This window comes from Kocuria arenosa, assembly GCF_042879215.1.
GTDB lineage: Bacteria > Actinomycetota > Actinomycetes > Actinomycetales > Micrococcaceae > Kocuria > Kocuria arenosa.
The window spans coordinates 237,257-252,828 of the sequence record NZ_JBHZTA010000001.1; the positions used below are offsets into that span (position 1 = coordinate 237,257).

Consider the following 15,572-nt stretch of genomic DNA (forward strand, 5'->3'; position numbering starts at 1 on the left):
AATGTTCATCATTTCGTAAGGCGGCTCACAATCTGCGCCGGGCGCCGCTCCCACGTGCGGGAACTGCCCGGGACGCCCGGTGCCTCAGCCGGGGGCCGGGCGTCTTCGCGGCGCCGGGAGTGTGCCCCGAAGGACTCAGTAGGCCGTGCGCGCGGCGTTCCGGGCCCAGGCCTCGAACGGCGAGGTGCGCTCGTCGAGGGGCACCGGGCGCACCGGCAGGGACCGTTCGTGCGCGGGCTTGGCGAAGTACTCGTAGAACTCGGCGTCGTCGAAGCCGCCGGCGGCCGCGTCGTGCCGGTCCGCGGCGAACCAGACGGCGTCCAGCCGCGCCCACAGCGAGGCGGACAGGCACATGGGGCACGGTTCGCAGCTGGAGTAGAGGGTCGCGCCCGAGAGATCGAAGGTGCCCAGCTCGCGGCAGGCGGTGCGGATCGCCATGACCTCCGCGTGCGCGGTGGGGTCGTTGTCGGCCGTGACGCGGTTGACGCCGGTGAAGCGGCGGCCGTCGGCGGCGACGACGACGGCGCCGAAGGGTCCGCCGTCGACGACGGCGTTTCCCACCGCCAGGTCGATGGCCTCGAGCAGCAGCTGCCGGGCGTCGGGCGGCGGGGCGGGGTCTGTGTCCATGCGGATCTCCCAGGTGAGCGCGGGTGCCGCCGGAGGCGCCCCGGGCCGGGGCAGGGACGTGCGCCGACGGTGGCCGCTGCGTGGTCGATGATGCGGTTCTGCCTGGTAGATGGCCCGGGGGACCGGACCCGCCGTGGGCTTGTCCAGAGGTTACCGAGGAGTGTGCCGGACCACAACAGGCGCCCCGGCGTGACGGCGGGGGGCGTTCCTCGTGCTGTACGGCTGCCGGGCAGGGCTCTTCCCCTGCTGTCTCGAGCGCCCCGCGACCGGTCGCTAGGGTGGGGAGCACCCACCCGCCGCAACGGGCCCGCGCCCCGCCGGGCCCCGGCCGGCCCGTCGCCGCACCGGCGACCGGAAATCCCCGAGCTCATCAGGAGGGCGCTCCTCCCATGGCCGACCTGTTCGACTTCAACCACGGCGGCGCCACGCACCCCGGCGTGCGGGCCGCCGTCCACCCCGGGGCGGACTCCGGCGAGCACGTGGTGCTGTACACCGTGGTCACCGAGACGGACGAGCACATCGTCCTCGACGACGGCTTCACCTACGACAAGCGCACCGGTGTGGTCCAGGGCCCCGCGGGGCGCCCCACGCTCCAGAACCGCATGGCGGCCACCGAGGGCAGCGCGATGTTCGCGTCCTGGTCCGAGATCGCCCGGCAGCCCCGCCGCCCGGACGGGCGCACGGGCGGCGGAGCCCCGCAACGGGTCCCGGAGCGGCGCCTCAGGTCGCTGCTCCGCCACCTCGGCCGCCGGTGAGGTCACCGGCGGCCGGCGGGGCCGTGCGCTGACGGCGTTCGACGCGGGCAGGCCATAGGCTGGTCGGCGGACCCGTCCGCCCGTTCCCCTGAGGAGTGCACCGTGCCCCTGCTCCAGCGACACCTGTTCGGCCCCGGCCCGTCCAACCCCTACCCGGAGGCCACGGCGGCTCTGGGCCACCCGCTGCTCGGCCACCTGGATCCCGCCTTCCTCGACGTCATGGACAGCGCCTGCGACGGCCTGCGCACGGTCTGGGGCACGGACAACCGGCGCACCCTGCCGCTGAGCGCCACCGGCTCCGCCGGCATGGAGGCGGCGTTCGTCAACACGGTGGAGGAGGGGGACGTCGTCGTCGTCGCCGTCAACGGGCTGTTCGGCGAGCGGATGTGCGACGTCGCGGCCCGGTGCGGCGCCGAGGTGGTGCGCGTGGACTTCCCCTACGGGGAGCCGATCGACCCGCAGCGCGTCGCGGAGGCGCACCCGTCCCCGAAGATCATCGCGGCGGTGCACGCGGAGACCTCCACAGGAGTGCGCTCCGACATCGCCGCGCTGGGCGAGCTCAAGGGCGACGCCCTGCTGCTCGTGGACGCGGTCACGTCCATCGGCGGCATCGAGCTGCGCGCGGACGACTGGGGCGTGGACCTCGGCTATGCGGGCACCCAGAAGTGCCTGGGGGTCGCCCCGGGGCTGGCGCCGTTCACGATCTCGGACGCCGCGTTCGCGCGCCGGGTGCAGCACCCGCGCTCCTGGTACCTCGACCTGGGGATGCTCGGCGGCTACGTGGGCGAGGCCCAGGGCCGCGCCCGGACCTACCACCACACCGCGCCCACGGCGATGATCGCGTCCCTGGACGCCGCGCTGCGCCGGATCGCCGAGGAGGGCCTGGAGAACGTCTGGGCCCGCCACCAGGCCGCGGGCGACGCGCTCCAGGCGGGCCTGCAGGACATGGGGCTGGAGCTGTTCGCCGCCGAGGGGCACCGCCTCCCGGAGCTCACCACGGTCAGGGTGCCCGAGGGCGTCGACTCCGCCTGGGTGCGGGCCTACCTGCTGGAGCACTTCTCCGTGGAGATCGGGGCGGGTGTGAAGGAGTACGCGAGCACGGTGTGGCGGATCGGCCTGATGGGCCCCAACGCCGACGCCGGGTCGGTGGCCCTCGTCCTGGGCGCCCTGCAGGAGGCCCTGCGGAAGGTCCCCGCCCTGGTGTGAGCCGCCCGGTGACCCCTGACCGCGCTCCGTGACCCGCGAACTCACCGGTTCCCCGAGCCGACAGCACACCTCAGGGCGTCTCGGGCGGAACCGGTGGGTGCAGCGGGCCGGGAGGCCGGCTCGGGCCGGCATCGCTCCACGTGGAGCGGGCCCCGCCCGGGGCACCCCCCAAGGGGTGCCCCGCGGCGGGTCAGATGAGGTCGGTCTCGGAGCGCTCGATGCGCTCCCCGGTGCCGGGGTCCGCCACGGTGCGGCGGGTGGAGCGGCGCCGGGACGGCACGGCGGCGGCGATCAGGACCAGCGCGAGGTAGGCGACGCCCACCCAGAAGATGATCTGGCCGGCCAGCGCGAGGTTCAGCGGTCCCACCACCGAGGGCAGGGCCAGCCAGAGGATCAGGCCGATGGCGATGGTGATCAGGGGGCCGGCGGGGTTGAGGCGCATGGCGAGGTCCTCTCGGGAGGGCGGGCGGAGCACGAGTGTATTAAGTAAAGCAAATACATGTCCGATCATGCGTGACGCGCCGAGAGGTCCACGGCGCAGGCGCGGCGCCGCCCGGTCAGACGCGGAGGGTCATGTTCGGTCACCGCTGCGCCCGCGCCTCTGGGCACTCGGAGCGTCCCGCGGTCCCCGGCCGGGCGCCGCGCTGCCCGGGCGGCCCCGGGGTGCCGCGGGACGGTTCGGGGAGCGTGCTGCCGAAACCTGCGCTGGCAAGGAGCGACTCCCGGACCGGCGCCCCGGTGGGGACCGCACGGGGCCGGCGCGGTCTCTCCGCGCGCGCCGCCCGGTGCCCGGCGCGCCCGGTGCCGGCGACGCGGCCACGGGGCGTTCCCGCACGGTGCCGCCCATCGGGACGCCCGGCCGGTAGCCGGACCCGTCCGGCTCTGCTTCTATTGAGGAACGTGGGGGTCTACCGAGGAGGAACATCCGATGGAAACGTGGATCTGGATCGTGCTGGCCGTGGCCGTGCTGGCCGTGGTCGTGCTGGCCGTGCTGGCCGGGAGCCGCAAGAAGAAGGAGCGCGAGGTCGTGAAGCGGCGGGAGAACCAGCAGCGGGCCGCCGAGCTGCGCGAGCGGAGCGAGGAGGAGGACCTCTCGGCCCGCGAGCGCAAGGCGGACGCGGACGCGGCCCGCGCCGAGGCCGAGAAGGCCCGGATCGAGGCCGACCGGCTCGAGCAGGACGCCCAGCGCCGTGCCGAGGACGCCGACAGGGTGCGCCAGGAGGCGGAGAGCCACCGCCGGGACGCCGCGGCGCTCGACCCGGACGGGGACGACTCCACCGGCGGTGACGCCTCGCACGGACGCCGTGACGACGTCACCGACCACGGATCCGCGGCGCGCTCCGACGAGGCCCCCTGGCAGGACGGCGACGGCGGCCCGGACGGGCCCGCCCGGCGCGACGGCGCCACCGGGGCCGAGGGCGACCTCGGCCCCGGTGGCCGTCCGCGCACCTGAGCCCCGGCGCCGGGCGCGAACGGCGCCGAGCGGCCGGGAACGACGGGACCCGGGGCCCGCGCGGGGATCCCCGCGCCGGCCCCGGGCCCCGTCGTTCCTGCGGTCACTTCTCCCAGGGAGCCCTGATGGGGTAGTAGCGCTCCAGGAACTGCGTCATCCGCTCCGCGCGCTCGGGACCGGGCACCTCCGGGAAGCTGCCGTCGTTGAGGCAGAACATGTCCAGGTTGCGCCGGCCGAGCAGCTTCTCCATCTGCTGCAGCCCGGAACGGGTGGTGGTGTCCACGTACTCCGTGCGTGCCGTCTCCTGGGTCACGGCCCGGCCGGTCAGCAGCGCGTAGTAGTGGTAGAGCGAGTTCGTGACCGAGATGTTGTCCGCCGCGCGGAAGCGGCTGGACGCCGTGCGGGCGAACTCCGCCGGGAACTCCTGCTCCATCTCGGCCACCACGCTGCGCCGCAGGGGCGCGGCGCAGTGCTGCAGGTGGCGGGTGGTGATCCGGCCGAAGCGCTCCCACAGGAGCCGGCGGTTGACGCGGGCGGCGTTCTCGAAGCCGGAGCGCTCGGCGGAGTTCTCGCCGAGGCCGATCCGGGTCTCGTTCTCCACGAACTTCGTGATCCCGCCCGGCGAGAAGAACAGTGCCGGGCCGATCGGGCGGCCGAAGAACATGTCGTCGTTGGAGTACAGGTAGTGCTCCGAGAGGTCCTCGATGTGGTGCAGCTGCGCCTCCACCGCCTGGGAGTTGTAGATCGGCAGCGCCGAGGTGTCCGCGAAGAACTCCTCGCTGCGCACGATCCGCACCCGCGGATGCTCGGCCAGCCACGCCGGCGGCCGGGAGTCGGTGGCGATGTAGATGTTGCGCACCCACGGGGCGAACATGTGCACCGAGCGCAGGGCGTACTTGAGCTCGTCGACCTGCCGGAAACGGGCCTCGTGTGCGTCGCCCTCGCCCACCACGGCGTCGGCCATGTACGAGGCCCGGACCTTGCGGTACTCCTCGTCGGAGCCGTCCACCCACGAGAAGATCATGTCGATCTCGAAGTCGATGTCGATGGCGTGGTCGGCGAACATGTTCTCGATCGTGGGCCAGGTGAGGCCGAAGCGCACCACGGTGCCGCGCACGGCCTCGGCGACCGGGACGGTGCGCCGGGTCAGCGAGTTCTCGATGGGCAGCCGGATCTCGTCCTCGCCGAACTCCCACAGCTCCACCTGCACGCCGGTGCCGGCGCCGTAGTAGAGCTTGGCCTCGGCGGAGTAGTGGGGCCGGAACAGCCGCAGCACCCGGGCGTTGCGGCGGGAGGACAGCTCGCCGTCGGCCAGCAGCTGCACGGTCTTCTTCTTGGTGTCCATCGGCTTGACGTAGTACGGCTCGCCCACGGCCGCGTCCACCAGGGCCTGCCGCAGGCGGGACCGGTCCTTGAGGTCCACGGTGATGACGGGGCGCTCGTCGTTGCCCCGCACCAGCAGGTAGTCGACGCCCGCGGAGTCCAGGACCCCGCGCAGGAACAGCAGGTTCTGGACCATGACGTCGTGCGGGGTCTGGTCCATGATCCGCAGGGCGAAGCGGTCCTTGTAGCGGACGACGTCCTCGCGCTGGTCCAGGGCCGCGGCGGACGCGCGGGACGCCGAGCGGAACACCTCGCCGTCCGCGCCGTCCTCGGGTGCCGCGAAGTACTCTGCGCCGAGCAGGGTCGTGTTGATGGTGCCTCCTCATGTTGTCGGGCCGCCGGGGCGGCGATCTCATGATAAGCCGCCACGGACGGACTCAGGAGGGGAGGGGCTGGCAGCGCCCGCAGAACCACACCGCCCGGTCCCGCGGCGGCCCGGGATACGGTTCGCCGGGCACGAGCTCGGCGTCGTCGATCCGGGCCTCCCGGACCGGGGACCCGCACCGGCGGCACGGCTGACGGCCGCGGCCGTAGACCCAGAACTGCTCGCCGCGGCGGGCCGGGCCGCCCACCGTGGAGCGCTGCGAGCGGTCCCGGTTGACGTGCAGCAGCCGGTGGGAGAGGTCCACGACCGCGCCGAGGTCCGGGACGTCGGCCACGGGCGTGAAGGGGTGCAGCCGCTGCAGGAACAGCACCTCGTTGCGGTAGACGTTGCCGATCCCGGCGAGGTTGCGCTGGTCCATCAGCGCGGCCCCCACGGGCCGGCGGGGATGGCGGGCGAGCCGGGCCAGGGCCTCGGCACGGTTCCAGTCGGGGCCCAGCAGGTCCGGGCCGAGGTGGCCCACGAGCTCGTCCTCGTCGGCCGTGGCCACGAGGTCCAGCATGCCGAGGTCGAAGCCGACGGCCTGCGCCGCCGCGTTCTCGAGCACCGCCCGTGCCTGGTGGGCGGGACGCCGCCACCGGGCGCCGCGCGGGTAGACGTGCCACATGCCCTCCATGAGCAGGTGGGAGTGCAGGGTGAGCGGAGGCAGGGCCTCGGGACCGCCGTCCACGCGGACCAGGAGGTGCTTGCCCCGCGGCACCACCTCGGTCACGGTGCGCCCCGACAGGTCCGCGGTGGCGATCGACGGGAACCGGAGGTCGCTGCGGGTCAGGACCTTCCCGGCCAGGGCGCGGCGCAGCAGGGCGGCCTGGCGGTAGACGGTGTCACCCTCGGGCACGGCCGCCCCCGGGATCCGGGTCCGCGCTCATCGGCGCATCCTCAGTCCGCGCGGCGTCGAGTAGAACCCGCCGGCCAGCAGGGACTCCCGCACGGCGGTCTCGACGGGGCCGTGCCCCAGGACCCCGGCGCCGTTGACCTTCTCGACGGTCAGCTTGTCCACCGCGCCTCGGCGGACGGTCTCGGCCACGGCGGGCCCGGCGGCGGCGAGGGCGGCCGTGTCCTCCGTGAACGCGAGGACGGTCCGGCCGCCGCGCTCGACGTACAGGACCAGGGCACCGTCCACGAGGACGACGACGGCGCCCGCCTTCCGCCCGGGCCGGTGCCGCCCCGCGGGCGCGTCCCCGCCGTCCGGGGCGGGCACGGACACCGGCTCCGGCCACTCGAGCGCCGCCCCGTAGGGGTTGGCGGGGTCGGTGGCGGCGAGCGCCAGCGCCACGGGCTCCTCGGCGCGGACCTGGTCGTCGGTGCTGAAGGTGCGGAGGTGGTCCACCGTGGCGGCCTGCGCGAACTGCGCGGCGCCCAGGCCCTCGATGAAGTACCCGCGGCGGGCCCGGCCGGTGTCCTCGAGCGTGGAGAGCACCTTGTACACGGTGGCGAAGCCGCCGGGGAGCTCCTCGACCGCCACCGGGCCCTTGGTCACCACCCCGTAGCGGTCCATGAGCAGCTCCGCGGTGGCCGACGCCCGCAGCGTGGGGTCGAGCGGCTCGGGGCGCAGCATCGACCAGCGCCCGGCCACGAGCGGGGAGTCGTGGCGCTCCAGGGTGGCGGCCCCGGCCGGGGCGCGCAGCGCTCCGCCGATCCCCGGGCGGGAGGACGCACCGGGCCGCAGCCGGGCGGCACCCCGGCGGGACGTGGAGCGCCCCCGCGGGGCCCGGGACTTGTGCCGGTGGGCGGCCTGCCCGCCGGAGAGCAGGGAGCGCACGGGCAGGAACGTGTCGTTGGTGACCAGCCCGGACCACACGAGGTTCCACAGCGCCGTGGTCAGCTCCGGGGCGGGAACGGGGTCCCCGGAGGCGTCGAGCAGGCCCAGCAGCTGCGGGAAGAACCACGCGCCGCCGGGGGCCAGGACGTCGAGGACCCGCCGCTCCAGCGTGGAGTCCAGGGCCGCCGCCGCGACCGCGAGGGTCTCCGCCGGGGGCAGGGTGAGCTGGGCGGCCTCGCTCAGGTGCAGCGACACCCACCCGTCGTCGCCCGCCAGGGACCCCGCGCCGGACCAGAGGATCTCCCCGGTGGCGGTCAGCTCGTCCAGCAGCTCGGGCCGGTAGTCGGCCACCCGGGCCGCGAGCACGAGCGGCTCCCAGGCCGAGGCGGGGACGGCGACGCCCGCGAGCTGGTCCACCACCGTCAGCACCCCGTCCTCGCCGCGCAGCTGGTGGCCGCGGCCGACGTGCTGCCAGGCCGGCAGGAACCGGGCGTAGACCTGACCGGAGACGGGCTCCACGTCCCGGCGCAGGGCGGCCAGCGAGCGGCGGCGGATCCGGCGCAGCACCTCCGCCTCGCACCACTCGGAGGCCGCCGGGCCGGCCCCGCCGCCGTCGGGACGCACCGGCCGGAACTCGCCCTCGACCACGCGCCGGTCCGCGGCGAGCCGCTCCAGCGTGGTGCGCACCACGGCCGTGCCCAGCCCGAGCCGTGCCGCGGCCTCGTCCACGGTGAACGGCCCGTGGGTGCGGGCGTAGCGGGAGACGAGGTCGGCCAGCGGGTCCTCGACCGGCTCCACGAAGGCCAGCGGCACCCCCATGGGCAGGGGGACCCCCAGCGCGTCCCGCAGCCGGGACGCGTCCTCGATCGCGGCCCAGTGCTCCACGCCGCGCAGGTGCACCCGCAGGGCGCGGTTGGCGGACACGAGCTGGTCGAGCCACCCGGAGGCGACGTCCTCGGGGCACGCGGACTCCGGGTCCTCGGGGTCCTGGAGCCGCCGGACGGCCTCGGCGGTGGTGAGCGGGCCGAGCAGGCGCAGCAGGTCGGCCGCGCCCTCGATCCCGCGCAGCCGCCGGTCCGGGGCCAGGCGCTGCAGCTCCGCCTCCGTGCGCTCGATGACCTCGGGGTCCAGCAGCTCCCGCAGCTCGGCGCGGCCCAGGAGCTCGTTGAGCAGGGCGGCGTCGAGGGACAGGACGGCCGCCTTGCGCTCGGCCAGCGGCGAGTCGCCCTCGTAGAGGAACTGGGCCACGTAGCCGAAGAGCAGGGTGCGGGCGAAGGGTGAGGGCTGCTCCGTGGTGGTCTCGACCACCCGGATCGCGCGCCGCTCGACCGCCCGGTGCAGCTCCTTGAGCGCGGGCAGGTCGTAGACGTCCTGGAGGCACTCGCGGATCGTCTCCAGGATGATCGGGAACTGCGGGTACTTCCGGGCGACGTCCAGCAGCTGCGCCGAGCGCTGGCGCTGCTGCCACAGCGGGGAGCGCCGGCCGGGGTCGCGCCGGGGCAGCAGCAGGGCCCGGGCTGCGCACTCCCGGAACCGGGACGCGAACAGCGCGGAGCCGCCCACCTCCTCGGTGACGATCTGGTCGAGCTCGTCGGCGTCGAAGAGGAACAGCTCCGCCCCCGGAGGCTCGTCCTCCATGGCCGGCACGCGCAGCACGATGCCGTCGTCGGCGGCCTGCGCGGAGCCGTCCAACCCGTACCGCTCGTGCAGCCGGGCCCCCACGGCCAGCGCCCACGGGGCGTGCACGGGCATCCCGAACGGCGAGTGCAGCACCACGCGCCAGTCCCCGAGCTCGTCGTGGAAGCGTTCGACGACGAACAGCCGGTCCGACGGGACCTGCCCCACCGCCTCCTTCTGCTCGCCCACGTAGGCCAGCAGGTTGTCGGCGGCCCACTCGTCGAGACCGGCCGAGCGCAGCCGGGCACGGGCGTCCTCCTCGGAGGCCCCGGTGATCTCGCGGTTGAACCGGCCGACCGCGCGCCCCAGCTCCACGGGCCGGCCGGGACCGTCGCCGTGCCAGAACGGCAGCTTGCCCGGCACGCCCGGGGCGGGGGAGACGATGACGCGGTCGTGGGTGATCTCCTCGATCCGCCAGCTCGAGGCGCCCAGGGCGATCACGTCCCCCACGCGGGACTCGTAGACCATCTCCTCGTCGAGCTCGCCCACCCGCTTGGAGTTCTTCCCGTCCTGCTCGCCCACGAGGTAGACCGCGAACAGGCCGCGGTCCGGGATCGTGCCGCCGGAGGTCACGGCCAGGCGCTGCGCCCCGGGCCGGCCCTCGATGGTGCCGGTCTCCCGGTCCCACACGATCCGCGGGCGCAGCTCGGCGAACTCGTCGGACGGGTAGCGGCCCGCGAGCAGGTCCAGGGTGGCGTCGTAGGCGGAGCGGGGCAGGGTCAGGAACGGGCAGGACCGGCGGACGGTGTCGAACCACTCCTCGACGTCGATCGGCCCCAGTGCGGTCGCCGCGACGGTCTGCTGGGCCAGGACGTCCAGGGGGTTGAGCGGGACCGCGAGCGGCTCGATCCGGCCCTGCAGCATCCGCTCCACCGTGACCGCGGCGTCCAGCAGGTCCCCGCGGTGCTTCGGGTAGAACCAGCCGCGCGAGACCTCGCCCACCTGGTGGCCGGCGCGGCCCACGCGCTGGAGGCCCGAGGCCGCCGAGGGCGGGGCCTCGATCTGGACCACCAGGTCCACCGCGCCCATGTCGATGCCCAGCTCCAGGGAGGACGTGGCCACGACGCAGCGCAGCCGGCCGGTCTTGAGGTCGTCCTCGATCACCGCCCGCTGGTCCTTCGAGACCGAGCCGTGGTGGGCGCGGGCCAGCACCGGCGCCGCGCCCTCGTAGCGGCCGGTCTGCCGGCGCAGGTCCGCGGGCTCGGGGGCGGCGGCGCCGCCGGACGGGTCCCGCCCGGTCAGGGCGGAGCGCAGCACGTCCCCGACCTGCTGGGGCGCGGCACCCGCTCGGAGCCCGGGCACTCCGTCGTCGTGCGGACCGGTGCTGTCCGGGTCGGTGCCGTGGGGGTCGGCGCCGTGGCGCGGGGCGCCGTCCGGGTCGCCGCCGTCCGGGACCGAGTGCTCCACCCGGAAGGCGTAGATCTCGTTGAGCCGCGCCGTGAGCTTCTCGGCGAGTCCGCGGGAGTTGGCGAACACGATGGTCGACCGGTTCTCGAGCACCAGGTCCACGACCCGCTCCTCGACGTGCGGCCAGATCGACGCCGTGGTCGTGGGGGCGAGGGCGTCGAGGTCGTCGTCCCCGAAGGCGGAGCCGGCCAGGGACGGCGAGGCGCTCGGCCCGCCGAGCACGGTCATGTCCGGGATGGGCACCGAGACCGTGAGGTCCCACGTCTTCTCCGTCCGCGGCGCGACGACGGTGACCGGCTCCCGGCCGCCCAGGAACCGGGCGACCGTCTCGATCGGCTCGACGGTCGCGGAGAGCCCGATGCGCTGCACCGGCTGCTCCAGCAGGGCGTCCAGGCGTTCGAGCGTGAGCGCCAGGTGCGCCCCCCGCTTGGTGCCGGCCACGGCGTGCACCTCGTCCACGATGACCGTCTGCACGTCCGTGAGGGTCTCCCGCGCCTTGGAGGTCAGCATCAGGTACAGCGACTCGGGGGTGGTGATGAGGATGTCCGGGGGGTTCGTGAGCAGGGCCCGGCGGATCGCTTGGGGCGTGTCCCCGGAGCGGACGCCCACGCTGATCTCCGGCGGCTCGATCCCGGCGTGCCGCGCCGTCTGCGAGATGCCGATCAGGGGGGTCCGCAGGTTGCGCTCCACGTCCACGCCCAGGGCCTTGAGCGGGGAGATGTAGAGGACCCGGGTCCCGGGCCGCTCGCCCGCAGTGCTCGCCGAGCGGGCCTTGGCCCGCAGGGTCCCCGCGCCGGCCGGTGTGCCGCCCGCAGGGCCGGCGGTGGTGCCGGCGGCCCCGCCGCCGGGCGCGGCCTCGGCCACGAACCGGTCCAGCGCCCACAGGAACGCGGCGAGGGTCTTGCCGGAGCCGGTGGGTGCCACGATCAGGGCGTGGCGGCGCGCGGCGATCGCCCGCCACGCGCCCTCCTGGGCGGCGGTGGGCGCGGCGAACGCACCCGAGAACCAGGCCCGGGTGTGCTCGGTGAACAGGCTCAGGGCTGGTTCAGGCGCCAAAGCCCTGGATCTCGAGCTGGTGGATCCGCGGATCGCCGCAGGCCTCCACGGGGAAGGGGATCACGACGGACTCCGTGTTCTCGGGCGGGTAGACGCGCAGCCCGGTGGCGGTCCGGGCGTCGCAGGTCGGGTGGTTGCCGGCCTGGCTCACGCGCAGGCCGGCGGTGACGGACTCCCCGGGCACCACGACCTGGCCGGTGCCGGGGACGGTGGCGTCCCGCAGGGCCGGGGAGCCGATCATCGCGCCGGTGGCGTCGACGAAGGACACCCCGGCGTAGCCGGCCAGCGTGCACGGGTCCTCGCCCGCGTTGGTGAGGACGACGTCCACGTGGACCGAGCCGGCGGCGCCGCCCACGGGGGCGGCCGCGACCTCCAGCTGGGACGTGGTGCACAGGCGCGAGCCGCCCCCGGTGCGCGTGCTCGCGGTGGCGCCGCCGGCAGCCGTGCCGCCGCCCTCCGTGGGGGCGTCGGCGCCGCCGCCGTCCGTCCGGTCCTCGGCCGTCCCGTTCTCCGTCGTCGCGTCCGCGGCGGACTCCTCCGCCGGTTCGTCCGCCGCGCGGGGCTCCGCCGGCTCGGCGGTGCCCCGCTCGCCGGGCTGCCCGTCGTCCTGCTCCTCGGCCCCGGCCGGCTCCGTGGCGTCCTGCGCCTCAGTGGCCGGGACGGTCTCCGGCGGCGCCGCCGCGGTGGCGAGCCCGCTCTCGGCGGGGTCGCCGGGCGTGCCGGCCTGTTCCGATTCCTCGCCCGCGCAGGCGGTGAGGAGCAGGGCGGCGGCGAGGGCGAGGGTGCCCAGGACGGGGCGGGAAGCGGGGGAGAGCGAAGACACGGGGGGATATCCTCCTCGAGCGGACGTCGTGGCGTGCCACGGCCCGGGAAGCGATCCCTCCCAGGCCCTTCATTCTAGGCAGGGCCACCGACACCGCGACCGGAGGCGGTGCACGTCCCGGCCGGTCCGGCTCCCGGAGCGCGCTACCGCCGGCCGGGTTGCTCCGGGGGCAGCGCCGCGCGCATGACCTGGGCGAGGTGGACGCCGTCGGCACCGGTGCCCTGGGCGATCTGGGTGCGGCAGGAGAAGCCGTCGGCGAGCACGATCGTCCCGTCCGCCGCATGGCGGATCGCGGGGAACAGCTCGCGTTCCCCGAGGGTCTGGGAGACCTCGTAGTGACCGGGCTCGAAGCCCCAGTTGCCGGCGAGCCCGCAGCAGCCGCCGCCGACCACGGCGGTGTCCACGCCCAGCTTCGCCAGGACCTCCAGCTCGGGGCCGTAGCCGCCCATGGACTGCTGGTGGCAGTGCACCTGGCACACGGCCTCCGCCGGTCCCGCCTCGGTGGCCAGCTCCTCGAAGGGCCACGGGCCGCCGGCGGCCAGGTGGCGGGCCGCGAAGGCCCCGAGTGTGGTGGTCAGCTCGGTGACCCGCTTCGCCCGGGGGTCCTCGGGCAGCAGCTCCGTGATCTCGTGGGTGAGCATCACGGTGCAGGAGGGCTCGAGCCCGATGATGGGGTACCCGGCCTCGATCAGCGGTTCCATCATGTCGAGGGTGCCGGCCAGGACCTTCTTGGTCATGTCCAGCTGCCCGGTGGAGTGGAAGGTCAGCCCGCAGCAGACGTTGCCGGTGGGCATCAGCACCCGGTAGCCCATGGCCTCGAGCACCTCCACGGCGGCCTTGCCGGGGGCGTCGGCGGAGAAGTTCGTGAACGTGTCCGGCCACAGCACCACGGTGGGCCGGCCCGCCTCGTCGTCGCCGGGCCGGCGGGCCTGCCGGGCCCGGTACCAGCGGGTGAGCGGCTGGGGCGCGAAGGAGATCATCCGCCGCTTGGGCTCGATCCCGCCCAGGCGCTTGGTCAGCTCCTCCACGCCACGGAAGGACTCCAGGAGGTTGATCAGCCGGAAGGAGAAGGGCACCTTCTCCACGATCCGCATCAAGAGCGGCATCCAGCCCATCGTGAACTGCGCCATGGGCCGGCGGTTGCGGCCCAGGAAGGAGGTGAGGCCGTGGCGGTAGTGGTGGTGCAGGAACTCGGCCTTGTAGGTGGCCATGTCCACGTTGACCGGGCACTCGGTGGCGCAGGCCTTGCAGGACAGGCACAGGTCCAGGGCCTGCAGGGTCTCCTTCGACTTCCAGCCCTCCGTGATGGACTCCCCGCGCAGCATCTCGGCCAGGGACCGGGCCCGTCCCCGGGTGGAGTGCACCTCGTCGCCGGTGGCCTGGAAGGACGGGCACATCGCGCCCACGTCCGAGCGGCAGGAGCCCACGCCCACGCACCGGTTGACCGCGCTGGAGAACGATCCGCCGTCGGCCGAGAACGCGTGCACCGGGGTGAGGTCGAAGGTCCGCGCCCCGGGCCCGGGGCGGATCCCCTGGTCGATGGGCTCGGGGTCCACGAGCACTCCGGGGTTGAAGAACCCGTCCGGGTCGAAGACGGCCTTGAACTCCGCGAAGGCCGCCAGCGCCTGTGGGGAGTAGATCGTGGCCAGCAGCTCGGAGCGGGCCCGGCCGTCGCCGTGCTCCCCGGAGACCGAGCCGCCGTAGCGGTGGACCAGCTCCGCGGCGCGCTCGATGAACGTCCGGTAGGTCGACATCCCCTCGTCGGTGTTGAAGTCGAAGGAGATGCGGATGTGCACGCAGCCCTCCCCGAAGTGCCCGAAGGGGATGCCGGTCAGACCCAGCTCGTGCAGCAGGTCGTAGAGGTCGCGCAGGTACTCGCCCAGCCGCGCCGGGGGCACCGCGGAGTCCTCCCACCCGGGCCAGGCCTCCCCGCCCTCGGGCAGGCGGGTCACGATGCCCGCCCCGGCCTCTCGGATCCCCCACAGTGCCTTCGCCAGCGGTGCCTCGGCCACGATGATCGAGTCGACGACGTTCTCGGGCACCAGGCCCGGCAGCTCCCGGGCCCGCGCCTCGGCCTCCTCGAGGGTGTCGGCGCCCACCTCGCAGTACAGCCAGCCCCCGCCGGCCGGCAGCTCGGAGCCGGAGTTCTCCCGGCCCGGGCGCATCTGCAGGGCCTCGACCAGGTCCGCGCCCATGCCCTCGATCGTGTACACCCCCGGCACCCGCAGCTTCGGGGCCGCGGTGGCGGCCTCGAAGGCGTCCGCAAAGCCCAGCACGGCCAGGGCCGTGTGGGCGGGCTTGGCCACCAGCCGCACCGTGAGCTGGGTGATGATCCCGCAAGTGCCCTCCGTGCCGGCGAAGGCCTTGGCGACGTCGAAGCCCTTCTCCCCCAGCAGGTAGTGCAGCCCGTACCCGGAGACCTGGCGCGGGAACTGGCCCAGTTCGGTGCGCAGCATCGCCAGGTGCCGGTCCCGCAATCCCGTCAGCGCCCGGTCGATCCCCGGCTCGGAGGTCCCGCCGGAGTGCAGCTCCACCACCCGGCCGTCGGCGAGCATGACCTGCAGGGACACCAGGTTGTCCGCGGAGGTGCCCCAGGCCACGGAGTGGGAGCCGCAGGCGTTGTTGGCGACCATCCCCCCGATCGTGCACCGCGAGTGCGTCGAGGGGTCCGGGCCGTAGGTCAGCCCGAACTCGGAGGCCGCCGCGCGCAGCTGGTCGCAGATCACCCCGGGCTCGATCGTGGCGGTTCCCGCCTCGGGGTCGATCGCCAGGATCCGGTTGAAGTGCCGGGACGTGTCGATGACCAGGCCCTCGCCGATCGCGTTGCCCGCCACCGAGGTCCCCCCACCGCGGGAGACCACCGACCAGCCCCGCTCCTTCGCCAGCGCCAGCAGCTCGCGGACCTCCTCGACGTCGCGCGGCTCGGCCACCGCCGCCGGCAGCCGCCGGTAGATCGACGCGTCCGAGACATAGGCGGCGCGCGTCGTGAGGTCGTCACGGATCTCGATCATGGTCCACTTCCTGCGCGCCGGCGAGGCCGG

Annotated in this window: 10 protein-coding genes; 3 read left to right on the forward strand and 7 right to left on the reverse strand. The window is 74.7% G+C overall.

Annotation, left to right across the window (positions count from 1 at the left end):
* Positions 1–135: 135 nt before the first annotated feature.
* Positions 136–627, reverse strand: coding sequence for a nucleoside deaminase (locus ACFYE3_RS01150; RefSeq protein WP_387605581.1), 492 nt, complete (start codon positions 625–627; stop codon positions 136–138).
* 389 nt (positions 628–1,016) lie between these two features.
* On the opposite strand from ACFYE3_RS01150, the gene ACFYE3_RS01155 reads away from it, so the two are divergent.
* Positions 1,017–1,382, forward strand: a complete 366-nt coding sequence (locus ACFYE3_RS01155; protein ID WP_387605579.1) for a hypothetical protein — start codon at positions 1,017–1,019, stop codon at positions 1,380–1,382.
* Between the two features lie 102 nt (positions 1,383–1,484).
* Positions 1,485–2,588: a pyridoxal-phosphate-dependent aminotransferase family protein gene (locus tag ACFYE3_RS01160; protein WP_387605576.1), complete on the forward strand. Its 1,104-nt coding sequence runs from the start codon at positions 1,485–1,487 to the stop codon at positions 2,586–2,588.
* Between the two features lie 190 nt (positions 2,589–2,778).
* Here the strand turns inward: ACFYE3_RS01160 and ACFYE3_RS01165 are convergent, their stop codons facing one another.
* Positions 2,779–3,099 carry a DUF6458 family protein gene (locus ACFYE3_RS01165; RefSeq protein WP_387605574.1) on the reverse strand — a complete coding sequence of 107 codons (321 nt, stop codon included), beginning with the start codon at positions 3,097–3,099 and terminating at the stop codon, positions 2,779–2,781.
* Between the two features lie 417 nt (positions 3,100–3,516).
* On the opposite strand from ACFYE3_RS01165, the gene ACFYE3_RS01170 reads away from it, so the two are divergent.
* Complete coding sequence (locus tag ACFYE3_RS01170) at positions 3,517–4,041, forward strand: hypothetical protein (protein ID WP_387605571.1); 525 nt, start codon at positions 3,517–3,519, stop codon at positions 4,039–4,041.
* Between the two features lie 103 nt (positions 4,042–4,144).
* Here the strand turns inward: ACFYE3_RS01170 and ACFYE3_RS01175 are convergent, their stop codons facing one another.
* The 5 genes from ACFYE3_RS01175 to ACFYE3_RS01195 all read right to left on the reverse strand — a co-directional run bounded on the left by ACFYE3_RS01175 (position 4,145) and on the right by ACFYE3_RS01195 (position 15,542).
* Entirely contained in the window at positions 4,145–5,674 is a 1,530-nt protein-coding gene (locus ACFYE3_RS01175; RefSeq protein ID WP_387605570.1) for a stealth conserved region 3 domain-containing protein, read from the reverse strand.
* A gap of 127 nt (positions 5,675–5,801) precedes the next feature.
* Positions 5,802–6,644, reverse strand: a complete 843-nt coding sequence (locus ACFYE3_RS01180) for a DNA-formamidopyrimidine glycosylase family protein (RefSeq protein ID WP_387605568.1) — start codon at positions 6,642–6,644, stop codon at positions 5,802–5,804.
* Positions 6,645–6,671: 27 nt separating this feature from the next.
* Entirely contained in the window at positions 6,672–11,708 is a 5,037-nt protein-coding gene (locus ACFYE3_RS01185; protein WP_387605566.1) for an Lhr family ATP-dependent helicase, read from the reverse strand.
* Positions 11,698–12,531 (reverse strand): DUF4232 domain-containing protein, encoded by an 834-nt coding sequence (locus ACFYE3_RS01190; RefSeq protein ID WP_387605564.1) that lies wholly within the window; start codon positions 12,529–12,531, stop codon positions 11,698–11,700. The genes ACFYE3_RS01185 and ACFYE3_RS01190 overlap by 11 nt, the downstream gene beginning before the upstream one ends.
* Before the next feature lie 143 nt (positions 12,532–12,674).
* Complete coding sequence (locus tag ACFYE3_RS01195; RefSeq protein WP_387605562.1) at positions 12,675–15,542, reverse strand: FAD-binding and (Fe-S)-binding domain-containing protein; 2,868 nt, start codon at positions 15,540–15,542, stop codon at positions 12,675–12,677.
* Between the last annotated feature and the right edge of the window lie 30 nt (positions 15,543–15,572).

Bases quoted from the DNA above. Each gene is read 5' to 3' on its own strand.
- ACFYE3_RS01150 (WP_387605581.1), bottom strand. From the start codon at position 627: ATGGACACAGACCCCGCCCCGCCGCCCGACGCCCGGCAGCTGCTGCTC.
- ACFYE3_RS01155 (WP_387605579.1), top strand. From the start codon at position 1,017: ATGGCCGACCTGTTCGACTTCAACCACGGCGGCGCCACGCACCCCGGC.
- ACFYE3_RS01165 (WP_387605574.1), bottom strand. From the start codon at position 3,099: ATGATCGGACATGTATTTGCTTTACTTAATACACTCGTGCTCCGCCCG.
- ACFYE3_RS01170 (WP_387605571.1), top strand. From the start codon at position 3,517: ATGGAAACGTGGATCTGGATCGTGCTGGCCGTGGCCGTGCTGGCCGTG.
- ACFYE3_RS01195 (WP_387605562.1), bottom strand. From the start codon at position 15,542: ATGATCGAGATCCGTGACGACCTCACGACGCGCGCCGCCTATGTCTCG.